Annotated in this window: 15 protein-coding genes and 1 pseudogene; 2 read left to right on the forward strand and 14 right to left on the reverse strand. The window is 66.0% G+C overall.

From position 1 onward, the window contains the following. The 14 genes from BI344_RS21020 to gloA2 form a co-directional block, all read right to left on the reverse strand. The coding region (locus BI344_RS21020; protein WP_139167103.1) for an aromatic amino acid lyase at positions 1–230 on the reverse strand (230 nt) is incomplete at its 3' end. Continuing rightward, the gene (locus BI344_RS21025; RefSeq protein ID WP_071114751.1) at positions 227–1,159 is read right to left on the reverse strand and encodes an LpxL/LpxP family acyltransferase; all 933 of its coding nucleotides are present in this window, start codon (positions 1,157–1,159) and stop codon (positions 227–229) included. The genes BI344_RS21025 and BI344_RS21020, both read right to left, overlap by 4 nt. Continuing rightward, on the reverse strand, positions 1,156–1,890 hold the full coding sequence (locus BI344_RS21030; protein WP_071114752.1) for a glycosyltransferase family 2 protein: 735 nt from the start codon (positions 1,888–1,890) through the stop codon (positions 1,156–1,158). Before BI344_RS21030 ends, BI344_RS21025 begins: the two co-directional genes overlap by 4 nt. Then, entirely contained in the window at positions 1,884–3,554 is a 1,671-nt protein-coding gene (locus BI344_RS21035; RefSeq protein WP_071114753.1) for an ApeI family dehydratase, read from the reverse strand. Before BI344_RS21035 ends, BI344_RS21030 begins: the two co-directional genes overlap by 7 nt. Next, complete coding sequence (locus BI344_RS21040) at positions 3,547–4,095, reverse strand: COG4648 family protein (RefSeq protein WP_071114754.1); 549 nt, start codon at positions 4,093–4,095, stop codon at positions 3,547–3,549. Before BI344_RS21040 ends, BI344_RS21035 begins: the two co-directional genes overlap by 8 nt. 3 nt (positions 4,096–4,098) lie before the next feature. Then, on the reverse strand, positions 4,099–4,350 hold the full coding sequence (locus tag BI344_RS21045) for an acyl carrier protein (RefSeq protein WP_071114755.1): 252 nt from the start codon (positions 4,348–4,350) through the stop codon (positions 4,099–4,101). A gap of 23 nt (positions 4,351–4,373) precedes the next feature. Further along, positions 4,374–4,634, reverse strand: a complete 261-nt coding sequence (locus BI344_RS21050; RefSeq protein ID WP_071114756.1) for a phosphopantetheine-binding protein — start codon at positions 4,632–4,634, stop codon at positions 4,374–4,376. Then, positions 4,615–5,364, reverse strand: coding sequence for a lysophospholipid acyltransferase family protein (locus BI344_RS21055; protein ID WP_241499431.1), 750 nt, complete (start codon positions 5,362–5,364; stop codon positions 4,615–4,617). The genes BI344_RS21050 and BI344_RS21055 overlap by 20 nt, the downstream gene beginning before the upstream one ends. A gap of 25 nt (positions 5,365–5,389) precedes the next feature. Next, positions 5,390–6,061 carry a beta-ketoacyl synthase chain length factor gene (locus BI344_RS21060; RefSeq protein WP_071114758.1) on the reverse strand — a complete coding sequence of 224 codons (672 nt, stop codon included), beginning with the start codon at positions 6,059–6,061 and terminating at the stop codon, positions 5,390–5,392. 232 nt (positions 6,062–6,293) lie between these two features. Continuing rightward, entirely contained in the window at positions 6,294–7,406 is a 1,113-nt protein-coding gene (locus tag BI344_RS21065) for a PrpF domain-containing protein (protein ID WP_071114764.1), read from the reverse strand. Next, positions 7,406–8,629: a multifunctional CCA addition/repair protein gene (locus BI344_RS21070; protein WP_071114759.1), complete on the reverse strand. Its 1,224-nt coding sequence runs from the start codon at positions 8,627–8,629 to the stop codon at positions 7,406–7,408. The genes BI344_RS21065 and BI344_RS21070 overlap by 1 nt, the downstream gene beginning before the upstream one ends. Position 8,630: 1 nt before the next feature. After that, positions 8,631–9,572 carry a complex I NDUFA9 subunit family protein gene (locus BI344_RS21075; RefSeq protein ID WP_071114763.1) on the reverse strand — a complete coding sequence of 314 codons (942 nt, stop codon included), beginning with the start codon at positions 9,570–9,572 and terminating at the stop codon, positions 8,631–8,633. Between the two features lie 24 nt (positions 9,573–9,596). Further along, a complete protein-coding gene (locus BI344_RS21080) occupies positions 9,597–11,486 on the reverse strand; it encodes a lytic transglycosylase domain-containing protein (RefSeq protein ID WP_071114760.1) in 1,890 nt (629 codons plus the stop codon). Between the two features lie 137 nt (positions 11,487–11,623). After that, positions 11,624–12,043 carry an SMU1112c/YaeR family gloxylase I-like metalloprotein gene (gloA2, locus tag BI344_RS21085; RefSeq protein WP_071114761.1) on the reverse strand — a complete coding sequence of 140 codons (420 nt, stop codon included), beginning with the start codon at positions 12,041–12,043 and terminating at the stop codon, positions 11,624–11,626. A gap of 189 nt (positions 12,044–12,232) precedes the next feature. Between gloA2 and BI344_RS21090 the strand changes: the two genes are divergently transcribed. Together BI344_RS21090 and BI344_RS21095 are read left to right on the forward strand one after the other, a co-directional pair. Further along, positions 12,233–12,964, forward strand: a complete 732-nt coding sequence (locus tag BI344_RS21090; protein ID WP_071114762.1) for a glutathione peroxidase — start codon at positions 12,233–12,235, stop codon at positions 12,962–12,964. Positions 12,965–13,104: 140 nt separating this feature from the next. Beyond that, a pseudogene (locus tag BI344_RS21095) lies at positions 13,105–14,509 on the forward strand (dihydrolipoyl dehydrogenase). Positions 14,510–14,601 lie beyond the last annotated feature (92 nt).

The following is a 14,601-nucleotide window of genomic DNA, read 5'->3' on the forward strand; positions in this document are numbered from 1 at the left end:
GGGGGAATCTCCACGGTGCAGGAGTCGCCGTAGCCGGTGGTCACGCCGTAGACCACGCCGTCTTCCGCCAGCAGTTGATCGATGAAGCGGCTGCCTTTTTCGATGCGCTCGCAGAAGGCGGGGGCATCGGACAACCGGGCCTGCTTTTCGCCATGGGCGATGGCGTGGATATTTTCCAGGGTCAGCCAGGAGCCGTCGAATACTACAAAATCTTGATGCTTGTCAGTCATTGTTTGGATTTCTGCTCCCAAAACGGGAAAAAATTGAACCAGTCGTAGGGAGAGGCCGCCAGCAGGCAGGCCAGTTCTCCGGCGAAGCGGGAGGCATGCTCGGCGATGACCGCTTCGCGGTTTTGGCGCGGCAGGCGGATAGATTCCGCCAGCGGCACAAACTGCAAGCGGTAGCCGCGGTTGTTGCGCACGCAAGCCATCAGATAGAGGGGGCAGCGCAGCAGATGGGCCAGCAGATAGGGGCCGGAGGGGAAGGGTGCGGCTTCGCCGAGGAAGGGCACGGTCACGATGCGGTCGCCATGCACCGGGATGCGGTCGCCGGCGATGGCCACCACCTCGCCGGCGGCGATTTTCTGCTCCAGCAGGACGGCGGTGGCGGCGTTGACCTCGGTCACTTCCAGCAAGCGGATCGATTGTTGCGGGTTGAGCCGGTTGAGCAGGGCGTTGAAGCGTTGGGCGTGGCGGGTGTGCACCAGCACGTTGACCACCACCTCCGGCGACTGGTCGGCCAGCGCGCGGCATAGCTCTAGACAGCCGATGTGGGCGGTGACGATCAGCGCGCCGCGCTGTTGGCGCAAGCCTTCGATGACGACGTCGGCGCCGCAGATATCCACCTGGCCGGCCGGGTAGCGGCCGGCGGTGGCCAGCAGCTTGTCCAGCATGGTGTCGGCGAAGCGCAGCAGATGGCGGAAGGTGTCCAGCCGGCCGGGCTGGCGGCCCAGCGCGCCGCAGTGCGTCTCCAGTCGTTGCAGGTATTGCAGCGAAGCCGCCCGCGCCGCGCCGCCGCTCAGCCAGTAGCAGGCCACCACCGGGAGCAGGCACAGGCGGAACAGCCGCCGGCCCAGCAGGCGGTGTATCCAGAACAGCAGGACGATGCCGGCGATGAAGGTGTTCTCGCCGATTCCCGCCCAGTGGCGCGCCTGGCTCATCGCGCCGCCTTGCGGGCCAGCAGCAGCGGCAGGCGGGGCAGCATGCCGAAGAACAGCTTGGCGTGCATGCGGCTGATGCGCAGATTGTCCCGCCACAGCTGGAAGTGCGATATCCCATCCAGCGGATAGCTGACGCGGGTGGGCAGGTTGACGATGCGCATGCCGCGCCAGCTCAGCCGCACTAGCACTTCCACGTCGAAATCCATGCGCAGGCCCAGTTTAGCCCGGTCGAACAGCGGCACGGTGGCGGCCAGCGGGTAGACGCGGAAGCCGCACATCGCGTCGCGGATCTGCAGCGACAGCGTGTTGATCCATACCCAGACATGGGTGGCGTAGCGGCCATAGCGGCGGCTTTTGGGCGCGTCGGCGTCATACAGCGGGCAGCCGCAGATCAGCGCCTTCGGCTGGGCGCGGGCCAGTTGCAGGAAGCGGGGAATGTCGCCGCTGTCGTGCTGGCCGTCGGCGTCTATCTGCAGCGCGTGGCTGTAGCCCATGCCCAGCGCGGCGCGCAGGCCGGCCATCATGGCGCCGCCCTTGCCGCGGTTTTGCGGCAGGCGCACCAGGCACACCTGTTCGTCGGCGGCGGCCAGCGCGTCGAGCACCGCCGCGCAATCGGCGTCGCTGCCGTCGTCCACCAGCACGCAGGGCAGATTTTGCGCGCGCAAGGCGGCCACTACGCAGCCTACCGCGCCGCCGTGGTTGTACACCGGCACCACCGCGCAGATCAGCATGCCGGCGCTCCAAAGCGCAGCTTGCCGCTAGCGTGCGGCTGGTCGTCGGAATGAAAGGAGAAGCTCACGCTCTGCTTTGCGCGGTCGTAGCGCAGCTCCAGCCGCACGGTGCTGTCCGGCGCAATGATGCGCTGGAATTTGAGATTGTCGATGCCGGTGAAGCCGGGCAGATCGAACAGTTCGCGGGCGAAGCGCACGCCCCAGTCCAGCTGGGTGACGCCGGGCAGCAGCGGGAAGCCGGGGAAGTGGCCGTCGAAGTCCGGCAGGGTGGCGGCGGCCTCTATCGACAGCAGCGCATGCTCCTCATCGCGCCGCAGCAGGGTGGCGTGCGGGCGCCGGGCATCGAACCAGGACAGCAGCAGCGCCTGGGTGGTCTTGCCCTGGGCGTTGGCCGGCAAGCGGAAACCGTAGCGCCAGTGGCGCGGCAGGCCCTCCGGGATCACGCTGCGCTTGAGCCCGGCGATCAGGCGGGCGGCGAATTCGCGCCGGCCCAAGGCGGCCAGCTGTTGCCAGCCGGCGGCGTTGGGCACCGCCGCCACGCCCAGCGAATCGCGCTGGCCGGGCAGCAACACCAGGCGCGCGGCGTCGAACAGGCCGCTCGCCAGCAGCGCGCCCTCCACGCCGTCCAGCGACACGCGTTTCTCTTCCAGCTTGATGATGCGGTCGGCGCGGCCTTGCAGGACAAAGCCCCCATCCTGCTCTTGCACCTTGTCGCTGGTCTGGTGCCAGGCATTGTCCGGCAGATGGGGCGAGCGTATCGCCAGCAGGCCGTCGTCGACGCGGGTTTCCACGCCCGGCAGCGCTTGCCAGGGCAGGTCCGGATCGGCCTGGCGGCGGCGCCAGGCGATGCCGCCGGTTTCCGTGCTGCCGAATATCTCGAACGGCGCCTGCCCCAGCGCGGCCAGGCTGTTTTGCAATGCGGCTTCGTCCAGCGGGCCGCCGGAGGAAAATGCGGCGGCCAGCTTGCCGGACAGAGAACCCCAGTCCAGGCTGTCCGGCAGGCGCTTCAGGTGGGCCGGGCTGCTCACCAGCAGGCAGGGGCCGGCGGACAGCGCCTGCAGCAGGCTCTCGGGGAAGGTCTGGCGCCGGCAGGCGAACGGCCGGCCCGCGGCCAGCGGCCACAGCACGCGAAACAGCAAGCCATAGATGTGTTGATGCGAAACCGTGGCCTCTACCAGGCAGCCGGTTGGCAGCGCGCCATCCCACAGCCGGGACAGGGTGGCAGTCTCCGCCGCCAGCTGGCGCAGACTCTTGTCTATCGCCTGCGGTTCGCCGGTGGAGCCGGAGGTGAACAGCTGCAGCTTGCAGCCATCGTCGGACAGCTCGCCGAAGGCGATGGTTTCGGCCTCTGCGATTTGCAGCGTGTCCAGCAGCAGCATGCCGCGTCCGGATAGGGCCGCGCGGGTGGCCGGCAGGTTGTCGCCGGGCAGACAGACGGTTTTGCCGGCGTGCCAGGCGCCGAACAGCGCGGCGGCGAATTCGAAGCTGTCGTCCAGATAGATGGCGACCACCTCCTGGGCGCGGGCCCGCAAGCTGGAGGCCCAGCGAGCGGCGCGCAGTTGGAAGTCGCCGAAAAGGTATTGTCGTTCGCCGTCGCTGGCAACGGGATGGTCTGCGTTGCGGCCGACGGCCAGCAGTCGCGAAAGGGGAATGAAGTCAGCCATGTGTGGTATTGCGGGATTTGACGCGTTGGCGGACCAGCCATTCGCCGCCAAACAGCGCGCCCATCAACAGATAGGAGGCGCAGCCGTTGTAGGCGGTCCAGACGGCGTTGTCGGCCCATAGCGCGGTGGCCAGCGACAGACTGCCGTTGACGATGAAAAAGCCGCACCATACCTGGGTGACAGTGCGGGTGTAGCGTACGCCGCGCTCGTCCAGCGCCGGCTCGGTCAGCCGGGCCAGACGTTCTATCAGCGGCGGGCCGAAGCGCAGACTGCCGGCGAACGCCGCCAGCAGGATGGCGTTGACCAGCAAGGGGTAAAGCTTGAGCGGCAGCAGGCCGTTGCCCAGCATGCTGAAGACCGCCAGCAGCAAGGTGGCGGCGGCAGCCCAGTACCAGGCCGCCTGGCGCGTGCTGAACGCGCGCAGCAGGGCGATGCCGACCAGCAAGCCCGCCAGCAGGCGCGGCTCCACCCGCCCCTGGCCGAAGTAGATCAGGAAGGGGTAACACAGGGTGAGCAGGCTGGCCAGTACGGTGCCGGACATCGCTCAGTCGTTTTCCTGCATCAGGCCGTGCAGCGCGTCCACTACGTCCTGCAGCGTGCGCACCGACTTGAACACATCCGGTTGCAGGCGCTTGCCTACCAGCGGGCGGAACTGGACGATCAGGTCTACGGCGTCGATGCTGTCGATGTCCAGGTCTTCGCGCAGCCGCGCGTCGGGATGGATCGCGTCGGCGTCGATTTCAAAAGTGTCCTGCAATACCTTGTTCAGGCGCGCGAAGAGTTCGTCTTTGGTCATGGGGCAGTCTCGGATGGTGGTGGTTACAGCTTGCGCGCGCTGGCGACGAAGCTGGCCAGGCTGGCGATGCTGGCGAAGTGGCGGCGGGTTTCCTCGCCATCCGGGGACAGGGTGATGCCATAGCGCTTTTGCAGCGCCAGACCCAGCTCCAGCGCGTCGATGGAGTCCAGGCCCAAACCGTCGCCGAACAGCGGCGCGTCGGTGGCGATATCTTCAGGCGTGATGTCTTCCAGATTCAGGGAGGTGATCAGCAGGTTTTTGATCTCAAATTCCAGGGTTTGCATGAAGGCTCGATGTTGTCAGGTAAAAGTCGTGCAAGAAGCGGGTCAATCCGCGGGCGGCCATGGCTTCGTTCTGCCCTTCGAGGAAGGGGGCGACGGGCAGGTCGTCCAGCACCTCGATGGTGAAGCGCATCGGCTGCGATGGAATGCTCCACCATGGAACGCCTTTGGCCAGGCTGCGGGGTTCGCAGCTTATGGTGACCGGCGTAATGGCGCAATGGCCGCGGACGGCGATATTGGCGGCGCCGCGCTGCAGCTTGAAGCCGCCATCCAGCGGCGTGCGGGTGCCTTCCGGGAAGATCACCAGGTTGTTGCCAGCTCGGACCGAACGTATGCAATCCTCGATCAGTCCTTCGCCGGAGTCGTTGCAGATGTAGCCGGAGGCGTGCACCGGGCCGCGGGTGAAGGGGTTGCGCGCCAGCGAGGACTTGACGATGCAGTCTGCGTTGGGCAGCAGGGAGATCAGGAACACCACGTCTATCAGCGTGGGGTGGTTGGCCAGGATCAATAGGCCGGGCCGGCGCAGCTTTTCCGCGCCGACGATCCGGTAGCTCAGGATGCCCAGCGCCCGCATCAACCGGATGAAGGCGGCGAAGCTCAGCTGGACCACCCGGCGCGACAGGGCAATCCGGCGCGCCGGCTGCCGGATCAGCAGCGTCAGCAGTGGAAATACGATCAATGAAAACAGCACGCCGCCCAGCCCGAACACGGAGAAGGCCACGGCGGTTGCCATCAGGCGCCACAAGTAATTGCAGCGCTCAGCCATGGCGGATCCAGTGCCAGTCGCTCTGGCCGCAATGATGAATGTAATGGCCGGCGGAGCCGTTCAGGAATGGCCAGAGCCGCGGACTGTCGGCGTCGGCCGTGGCCGGCGCGGCGCGCAGGCTCAGGCCGCTGGCGGCCCGGCGCACACGGCAGGCCCAGGCCAGTGGGTCGGGGGGGGCGGCCTCGGCATGCTGATAGGGGGCGGGAAGCGGCGCATCGTAAACAATCAGCCGCACCGACGGCGCGCCGTCGCTCAGCATGGCGAGCGCTTCGCAAAACGCGGCCTCTGCGGTTTCCGCGCCGGCGGCGATAGCGGTGTACTGCCCGGTGTGGCCAGCTAGTATGCCGTGCAGCGCGCCGATGGCGTTGTGCACCGACAGGCTGAACTGGGTGGGCGACAGGGCCTCGCCCTGGCTCAGCTGCCGCAAGAGTTCTATCGAGCGGGACATGTCGCCGAAACGGGAGGCGAAGACCAGGGGTATGTCATCTCCGGCTTCATCCAGGCCAAACGCGCCATGCAGGGCGGCCTTGCACAAAGGACTCATGCGCCGCCGTTGCATGGCGGGCACCTGCTCCAGCGGCGGATGGCTTGCCTGACTGCCGGCATCCGCGGCCGGGGGCCAGCTGATCAGATTGTCGACGGCGAAATGTAAAGCGGATGACATCGGGTGTTTGGTTTTCCAGTACGGGCTGCGGGGCAGCCGATTTTGTTTCAAAGCTGATTGTAATGGTCAAAATTTTACAATTATAAATAAAAAAATGAACATGGAACTATTCTGCAATTTTTTAATCGAGTCGAAGGGAGTCAGTGCGAGCTTGTTTCGCAGGAGCGGGGCGCTTCGCCGCAAACCCGGCTTGAAGTGGCGGAAATGGTCAATCCACCCGCAATGAATGGCGTCAGGCCAGCGGGATGTAGGCTTCTCCGCGCATCAGAGGCCTGGCGGTGCGGGTCATGACCACTTCGCTGATCGACCATCCCAGCTCGTCACGGCCCAGCACGGCCTCCAATGTCTGTCTGCCGCTGGCGTGGCTGAAGGTGAGCGGCATGCCGCGCACCGCGCCTCCCGCCAGCTCCGCCGGCAAGGTGCCTTCCGCCGCGCAGGCGCAGGCCAGCGCAATCGCCCCGGTGCCGGTGTAGGCGTGATGCACCCTGTCCATCGACAGGATGCGGGCGTTGAGCTGGCAGTCGGCCTCCCCGCTAGCCGACAGGAAGCTGATTCTGGGGATGGCTGGACGTTCGCGTTCCGCGGCGAAAATGTCTTCGGCCAGCCCCATCGCCACCGCGGCGGTGGCGCGGGCCAATTCCAGCCGTCGCAACGTGGCCAGCGCTATCTGCGCCGCGGTTTCGCATCCCTTCAGGCCAAAGTCGCGCGCCCGGACAAACACGGTGGGATTGCCGGCGTCCACCAATGTAGCCTCGACATGGCTGCCATCGGGCAGCCTGAGTTCATCTATCAGGCGGCCGGACGGGAACAGCTCGCCGGAGCTGCCGCCGGCGGGGTCGAGAAAGCGCAGCCGGATCGGCGCGCCAGGAAAGGCGACGCCGTCGATGAAGAAGTCGCCTTGCCATACCGGCTGGCCATCGAAGATTTCCAGCTCGGCCAGGATGCGCTTGCCGACATTGGCCTGCCAGATGGCGATGGTGGCCACGCCGTCCTCCGGCCGCACCAGCTTTTCCATCACGGCGAACAGCGGGACCGCGGCGCTGAGGTTGCCGCAGTTGCCGGACCAGTTCATCCGCGCTTCGGAGATGGCCGCGTGGCCGAACAGGCAGTCGATATCGCAGTCGTCGCGGCGCGAAGGGCTGAGGATCACCACCTTGCTGCTGCCGGCGAAGCCGGTGCCCAGGCCGTCCATCTGCTGGCCGTAGGGGTCGGGGCTGCCGATGGCGCGCAGCAGCATGGTTTGCCAAAGCTCGGTGTCTTCCGGCAGCGCATCGGCGCGAATGAACAGCCCCTTGCTGGTGCCGCCGCGCATCAGCGTGGCCGGCAAACGGTAGAACGCATCCATCAGCGGTCCTCCCATTGCTCCTTGCAGTTGGCGATGATGGCGGTCCGCGCCGCATCCAGCGTGGCGGGAATGGCGGCCTTGTCGCTGCAGCCCGCGGCTATGGCGCCGGCATCAATCTGCAGCGTAGCAGCCAACATGTCGTTGAGGTAGTCCTTTTGCGGATAGGCGGCGGTCTCAAAATGCAGCCTGCCGCGGGCGTCGGCCAGACAGGCATCCAGCATCAGGCGGAAACGGTCTGGGCGTCGCAGCGCGTCGCAGTCCTTGAACAGCTTGAGCACGGTGGCGGGGCGCAGCTCTTGCGCCTGATGCACCTTGGTGTGGTGCACCATGGTGATATGGGCCAGATCGCGGCAGTCGCTGGGCACTCGCAGGCGCTGGCACAGTTCGCCCAATGGCTTGGTGCCGCGGATTTCGTGGCCGATGTGGCGCGGCAGCACGTCGGGCGGCGTCAGCGCCTTGCCCAGATCGTGGGTGAGGGCGGCGAAACGCACGGCGAGCGGCTGGCTTGTCGACGCGGCATAGTCCAGCACCCGCATGGTGTGGTCGCCGCAATCTATTTCCGGGTGATAGTCGGCGCGCTGCGGCACGCCGAACAGCGCATCCACCTCGGGCAGCACCCGCGCCAGCGCGCCGCATTCGCGCAGCACCAGGATCATCCGCGACGGCTTGTCTTCCATCAGGCCCTTGGCCAGTTCCTGCCATACCCGCTCCGCCACCAGCGCGTCGGCTTCGCCGTTGTCCACCATCCGCCGCATCAGCGCCATGGTCTCAGGCGCCACCGCGAAGTCGAAGCGGGCGGCGAAGCGCGCCAGCCGCAGGATGCGCACCGGGTCTTCGGCGAAGGCTGCGCTGACGTGGCGCAGGATGCCGGCCCTGAGGTCGGCCTGGCCATGGTAGGGGTCGGTCAGGCTGCCGTCCGCGGCTTCGGCGATGGCGTTGATGGTGAGGTCGCGCCGCGCCAGGTCCTGTTCCAGCGTCACGTCGCTGGCGGTATGGAAAGTGAAGCCGTGGTAGCCCTTGGCGATCTTGCGCTCGGTGCGCGCCAGCGCGTATTCCTCCTGGGTGTCGGGATGCAGGAATACCGGAAAGTCCTTGCCTACCGGCCGGAAGCCCTGATTCAGCATCTGTTCCGGGGTGGCGCCCACCACCACCCAGTCACGGTCCTTGACCGGCAGATTCAGCAGGCGGTCACGCACCGCGCCGCCGACGATATAAATGTCCATTTTAACGCGCCGCCTTTTCCCGGTAGCGGGAGGCGATGTAATTGTAGCCGCGGCCAGCCAGCCAGTCCGGCGCCAGCGCCGACAGCGCCGTGGGCGCGAAGCCCAGCAGCCCGGAGGGGAAGGGTTGGTCGCTGACATTGTCCCATCGCAGCGAGCGGACATTGTCCCGGCTCATCAGCGTGGGGCCGGGCAGGTGCTCCATCAGGCAGGCCTGCAACATGGCCAGGCTGTCCGGCAGCGCCAGGATCGGGCGGGGATGGCCGCTGCAACGGCCGGTGAGGCGGGCCAGATCGGCCAAGGTGTAAATCTCGGGGCCGGCCAAGTCCAGCTTGCGGCCTATGGTTTCCGGCCGCGCGAGGCTCTCGCAGACCGCGCGCGCCACATCTTCCACCCATACCGGCGCCATCTTGCTGGCGGCGCCGGCCAGGGGCAGCAGAGGCAGGCGCTTTTGCAGATCGGCGAACAGGTTGAGGAAGGCGTCGTCGTGGCCGAACACCACCGACGGCCGCAATATGGTCCATTCCAATGCGCTGCTTTCCACCGCCAGTTCGCCCAGGGCCTTGGTCTGCAGATAGTCGCTGGGGCCGTCCTGCGCTGCGCCCAGCGCGCTGATGTGCACCAGGCGGCGCACCCGCTGGCGCTCGCAGGCGGCGGCGATGCTTTCCGCCAGCCGGGCATGGTTCTGTTCGAACTGTGCGCGGCTGCCGTGCAGGATGCCGACCATGCTAACCACGGCGTCGTGGCCGGCGATCAGCGCTTCCAGTTGCGCCGGATCATGGATGTCGGCGGAAACCAGCCGGACTGACGGCAGCACCAGAAGCTCAGGCAGCGATGTCTTGCGGCTGGCGACGGTGATGGGATGGCCCAGGGTGGTCAGTTGCGCGGCCAGATGGCGGCCGATGAAGCCGCTGCCGCCTATCAGGCAGATCTTTTGTGCGGACATATTCGCTCCGTTGTTCATTTCAGTTCATCGCGGCGGGATCGCGCCCATGCGGTTTCTCAGCGAGATGTTGGCATGGCCGAAGGTGCTGGAGTAGTAGGCGGCGTTGGCCATCACTTTCTGCACGTAGTCGCGGGTTTCGCTGAACGGTATGGTTTCGGCGTAGATGGTGCCGTCAAGCGTGCGGTCCGCCTGCCAGTTGCGCGCCCGCCCCGGACCGGCGTTGTAGGCGGCGGTGGCCATCACCTGGTTGCCGGACAGGTTGTCCAGCACGTAGCGCAGATACCAGGTGCCCAGCTGGACATTGGTTTCGATGTCGTTGACCGCGAAATGGGTGAGGCCTATCTTCTTGGCCGCCCATTTGGCGGTGGCCGGCATCAGCTGCATCAGGCCGGAGGCGCCCACGCCGGAGCGCGCCATCGTGATGAAGCGGCTTTCCTGGCGGATCAGGCCGTATACCCAGGCGTCGTCGATATCCAGCTGGCGGGCGTATTTCTGCGTGACATCGCGGTACGGAGTCAGGTAGCGCAGGGAAAAGTCGTGCTCTTCCTTGGTGCGCTCGGCGCTGTAGATGGCCATGTCGTAGAAGCCTTCCTTGCGGGCGATCTCCGCCGCCGCCAGCAGCTCCATGTCGTTGCGGCCGCGCATCGCCCAGCGCCATTCGCGCTGGGCATCGGTGCGGAATTCGGGCTTGGTGTAGATCTCCGCCACCGACAGCAAGGCCAGTGAGCGGCGGATGGCCGGGTCGGACTTCATCTTGTCCAGATCCTGGCTGGTGGGGGTGGTTTTGCTGGCGGAGGCGGACAGCGAGTTGCCCAGCTCTTCCAGAGACAGCAGCGCGTAGTAGCTGTGGCCGACGCTGGCCTGGCTGAACAATGGCGCGGCCTCAGCCGGCTTTCCCTGCTGCTGCAGCGAGCGGGCTTGCCAGTAGCGCCAAGCCGGCTTGGCCGAAACTGCCGCCGGCATGCGGCGGATGATGGCGTCCAGCTGGGTCCATTGCTCAAGGCGCAGCGCGGAGCGCGCCCACCATTCCCATTGGTCGGCGGTCAGCTGGCGCGGATCTGCCTTGTCGAACCATTGCAGCGCCTGGCCGGCCTGCTGCTTGCGGGCGGCAAGCAGCGCCAGTTGGCCCCAGCCGAAGCCGCTGCGAGCGGGGTCCAGGTCTTTCTCCATCCGGGACAGGCTGGCGGCGGCGCCGTCCAGATCGGTCTTGGCCTTGCGCTCGATTTCAAACAGCGCGGCCTCCTGGCCGCCGTCGGTTGCCAGGTTGGCGTTGGCCGGCTTGTTCAGCGCGGCGTTGTCCAGCGGCAGCTGGGTGTCGGCGGCCAACTGCCGCGCCTGGCTGAGGAAGTTGCCGGCCAGCAGCAGCCGGGCGCGCCGCCACAGCCACTCCTGGCTGAGCAAGCCACGCGCGTACGCGCCTTCGATCAGGCGGTTGCAGCCATCCGGCGCCGGTTTGCCCTCAAGGAAACGGTCCAGATCTTCCGGTTTCTGTCCCTGGTGCAGCCCCATCAGCTGGCCGTAGCAGCTGGACTCCTCGTCGCGGGCCTCCACCGGCAGCTTTTTCCACTCGGCGGCGAAGGCGGTCCAGTTTTCGCGCAGTCCCAGTTTCTTCACCCACTCGTTGCGTATTCGTTCCGGCATCAGGCCTTCCGGCACGTCGTTGAGGAAACGTTGCACCTGGGCGTCATCATTGCGCTCCAGCGCTTTCCAGGCAAGCCAGTAAGCGGGGTAGTCCTTCAATGGATAGTTGGCGGGGAGGCTGTCGCCGAGGCTGGCCAAGCGGCTGGTTTCGTTGGCGCGGAAGGCGTCGCGGGCGGCTACCAGGGTGTCGTCGGGGCCGGCGAGGGCCGGCGCGGCGGCACCGACGGCCATCAGCAGGCCTGCCAGGCGGGCGGGAGAATTCAGGACTTTCATATGCATTCCGTTTTTTCGGGTGGGTTTCCGCCGGCTCTTCGTCTGGACGGCGGAACGGCGTCAGGGCGTTTGCGCGCCCGGCGCGGCGATAATTCACTATGACAGCCAATGCGGAAATATGAAGGCGATCACCGCCGTCATGGCTGTTTCTCGTCTTGCGGCTGGTTCCGGGCCGCCTGGTAAAACTCTATCGGCAGCTGGTCGGGGTCGGCGCAGAAGAAGAATCTGCCGCCGGTGTATTCGTCCAGCCTGATCGGCTCCACCGTTACGCCTTGCTCCGTCAGACGGTGGTGCGCGGCCTCGATGTCGGAACAGGCGAAAGCCAGGTGGCGCAGTCCGCAGGCTTCCGGCCTGCTCAGCCTGGCCGGCGGCTCCGGGAAACTGAACAGCTCGATCTGGCTGCCGTCGGGCAGTGCCAGGTCCAGTTTCCATGACTGTCGGTCCGCGCGCCAGTTTTCCGCCAGAACGGGCAAGGCGAGGATGCGATGGTAGAAATCGCGCGAGCGCGTGTAGTCGGAGGCGATGATGGCGAGATGGTGCAGGCCGCTGATATGCATGGTAGTTGAAGCGTGGCTGTTGCCGGATGCCGGCATTTTAACGTTGCGGGCGGCGGGCTGCCCAGCGCGTGGAAGGGTCATTAAAAAAGACAATCGAAAATCTTGTGACAATCAATTGGACAAATTTGTCATCAGCTATCAGAATTCACCCATCGATAGCAAACAACTGTTCACCTCAAGGAGATAGCCATGCTGCAAAACCGTGAAGGCCAACGCGTACCGAATGTCACTTTCCGCATCCGCGAGAACAACGAGTGGAAGAATGTGACCACCGCCGAGCTGTTCGCCGGCAAGACCATCGCGCTGTTCTCGCTGCCGGGCGCGTTCACCCCCACTTGCTCGTCCACCCACCTGCCGCGCTTCAACGAACTGGCGCCGGCATTTCGCGCCAACGGCGTCGACGCCATCCTGTGCGTGTCGGTGAACGACACCTTTGTGATGAACGAATGGGCCAAGGATCAGGAAGCCGGCAATATCGTGATGATACCTGACGGCAACGGCGAGTTCACCGAAGGCATGGGCATGCTGGTGGACAAGGCCGATCTGGGCTTCGGCAAGCGCAGCTGGCGCTACTCCATGCTGGTGAAGGACGGCGTGGTGGACAAGATGTTCGTCGAGCCGCAGGAGCCGGGCGATCCGTTCAAGGTATCCGATGCCGACACCATGCTGAACTACATCAACCCCAACGCCAAGAAGCCGGACCAGGTGGTGGTGTTCACCAAGGTGGGTTGCCCGCACTGCGCGCGCGCCAAGGCGGTATTGGCCGAAAACGGCTACGACTTCGTCGAGGTGCCGCTGGACAACAAGATCCGCGGCAAGGCGCTGGGCGCGGTGTCCGGCAAGATGACCGCCCCGCAGGTGTTCATCAACGGCCAGCTGATCGGCTCGGCCGACGAAGTGGAAAAGCGCTTCGCCAAGTAAGGTGTTCGTTTCCGGCGGCTCGGGCCCTGACGCCGCCGGTTTTTTGGGCCGGTACTCCTGCCGGCCGCCTTTTTGCCGGGATGCGGGACGCTATGCGCGGCGTGGCGTGCCGCATCCCCGCCAGATACAAGGATAATGCCATGCAAACCATTCATATCGACGTAGCCGTCATCGGCGCCGGCACCGCCGGCCTGGCCGCCTACCGCGCCGCCAAGGCGGGCGGCGCCTCCGCCATCGTGATCGAGGGAGGTCCGTACGGCACCACCTGCGCCCGAGTCGGCTGCATGCCGTCCAAGCTGCTGATCGCCGCCGCCGAAGCCGCGCATCATGCCGGCCATACCGATAAGTTCGGCGTGCATGTCGATGGGCGGATTCGCATTGATGGCCGCGAAGTGATGGCCCGGGTGCGCCGCGAGCGCGACCGCTTCGTCGGTTTCGTGGTGAAGGGGGTGGATGGCATTCCCGAGCAGGACAAACTGCGCGGCTACGCCCGCTTCATCGACAACACCACCTTGCAGGTGGACGAGCACACGCTGGTGCAAGCCAAGCGGGTGGTGATCGCCACTGGCTCGGTGCCGGTGATTCCGCCGCCGTTCAAGGCCTTCGGCGACCGTCTGATCGTCAACGACGACGTGTTCGACTGGGAAATCCTGCCGCAAAGCGTGGCGGTGTTCGGCCCCGGGGTGATCGGCCTTGAGCTGGGCCAAGCGCTCTCGCGGCTGGGTGTGCGGGTGAAGGTATTCGGCGCCCGCGGCGGCGTGGGACCGCTGAGCGACCCTGCGGTGCGCGACTATGCCCGCCAAGCGCTGGGCGAGGAATTCTATCTGGACCCCGATGCCAAGGTGCTGGAGATGGGGCAGGCAGAGGGCAAGGCGCAGATCCGTTTTGTCTCGCTGGACGGCGAGGAGGAGACCGAACAGTTCGACTACGTGCTGGCCGCCACCGGCCGCGCGCCGAATGTGCGCGGGCTGGGGCTGGAGAACACCAGCCTGCCGCTGGACCAGGCGGGCGTGCCGCTGTTCGACGCCCAGACCCTGCAATGCGGCGATGCTCCGGTGTTCATCGCAGGCGACGCCAACAACATCCTGCCGCTGCTGCACGAGGCGGCGGATGAGGGCAGGACTGCCGGCGACAACGCGGCGTCCTACCCGCAGGTGAAGGCAGGCTTGCGCCGCTCCACCATCGCGGTAGTGTTTTCCGAGCCGCAGATGATGATGGTGGGCAGCCGCTTCGCGGATCTGCCGCAGGACGGGTTCGTGGTTGGCGAGGCCAGTTTCGAGGACCAGGGCCGCAGCCGGGTGATGGGCATCAACAAGGGCTTGTTGCATGTGTATGCCGACAAGGGGAGCGGCCGTTTCCTGGGCGCGGAGATGATAGGCCCGCGCGCGGAGAATCTGGCCCATCTATTGGCCTGGAGCCATCAGCAGGGGCTGACCATTGCCCAGATGCTGCAAATGCCCTTCTACCCATCCGGTGATCGAGGAGGGGCTACGCACGGCGCTGCGCGATGCCCAGGCAGGGCTTGATGCGATTGCCCTTGCATAAAAATGCACAGGAAGGCTATGAATATTCCATGGGCATTGCCTGGAGAGTTGTTTATGGCCACACGGTCCCTGCGCCGGATGGATTCCCTGTCC

It is taken from the genome of Chromobacterium sphagni (assembly GCF_001855555.1).
Lineage (GTDB): Bacteria > Pseudomonadota > Gammaproteobacteria > Burkholderiales > Chromobacteriaceae > Chromobacterium > Chromobacterium sphagni.

Bases quoted from the DNA above. Each gene is read 5' to 3' on its own strand.
- BI344_RS21025 (WP_071114751.1), bottom strand. From the start codon at position 1,159: ATGAGCCAGGCGCGCCACTGGGCGGGAATCGGCGAGAACACCTTCATC.
- BI344_RS21030 (WP_071114752.1), bottom strand. From the start codon at position 1,890: ATGCTGATCTGCGCGGTGGTGCCGGTGTACAACCACGGCGGCGCGGTA.
- BI344_RS21035 (WP_071114753.1), bottom strand. From the start codon at position 3,554: ATGGCTGACTTCATTCCCCTTTCGCGACTGCTGGCCGTCGGCCGCAAC.
- BI344_RS21040 (WP_071114754.1), bottom strand. From the start codon at position 4,095: ATGTCCGGCACCGTACTGGCCAGCCTGCTCACCCTGTGTTACCCCTTC.
- BI344_RS21045 (WP_071114755.1), bottom strand. From the start codon at position 4,350: ATGACCAAAGACGAACTCTTCGCGCGCCTGAACAAGGTATTGCAGGAC.
- BI344_RS21050 (WP_071114756.1), bottom strand. From the start codon at position 4,634: ATGCAAACCCTGGAATTTGAGATCAAAAACCTGCTGATCACCTCCCTG.
- BI344_RS21055 (WP_241499431.1), bottom strand. From the start codon at position 5,364: ATGGCAACCGCCGTGGCCTTCTCCGTGTTCGGGCTGGGCGGCGTGCTG.
- BI344_RS21060 (WP_071114758.1), bottom strand. From the start codon at position 6,061: ATGTCATCCGCTTTACATTTCGCCGTCGACAATCTGATCAGCTGGCCC.
- BI344_RS21065 (WP_071114764.1), bottom strand. From the start codon at position 7,406: ATGGATGCGTTCTACCGTTTGCCGGCCACGCTGATGCGCGGCGGCACC.
- BI344_RS21070 (WP_071114759.1), bottom strand. From the start codon at position 8,629: ATGGACATTTATATCGTCGGCGGCGCGGTGCGTGACCGCCTGCTGAAT.
- BI344_RS21075 (WP_071114763.1), bottom strand. From the start codon at position 9,572: ATGTCCGCACAAAAGATCTGCCTGATAGGCGGCAGCGGCTTCATCGGC.
- BI344_RS21080 (WP_071114760.1), bottom strand. From the start codon at position 11,486: ATGAAAGTCCTGAATTCTCCCGCCCGCCTGGCAGGCCTGCTGATGGCC.
- gloA2 (WP_071114761.1), bottom strand. From the start codon at position 12,043: ATGCATATCAGCGGCCTGCACCATCTCGCCATCATCGCCTCCGACTAC.
- BI344_RS21090 (WP_071114762.1), top strand. From the start codon at position 12,233: ATGCTGCAAAACCGTGAAGGCCAACGCGTACCGAATGTCACTTTCCGC.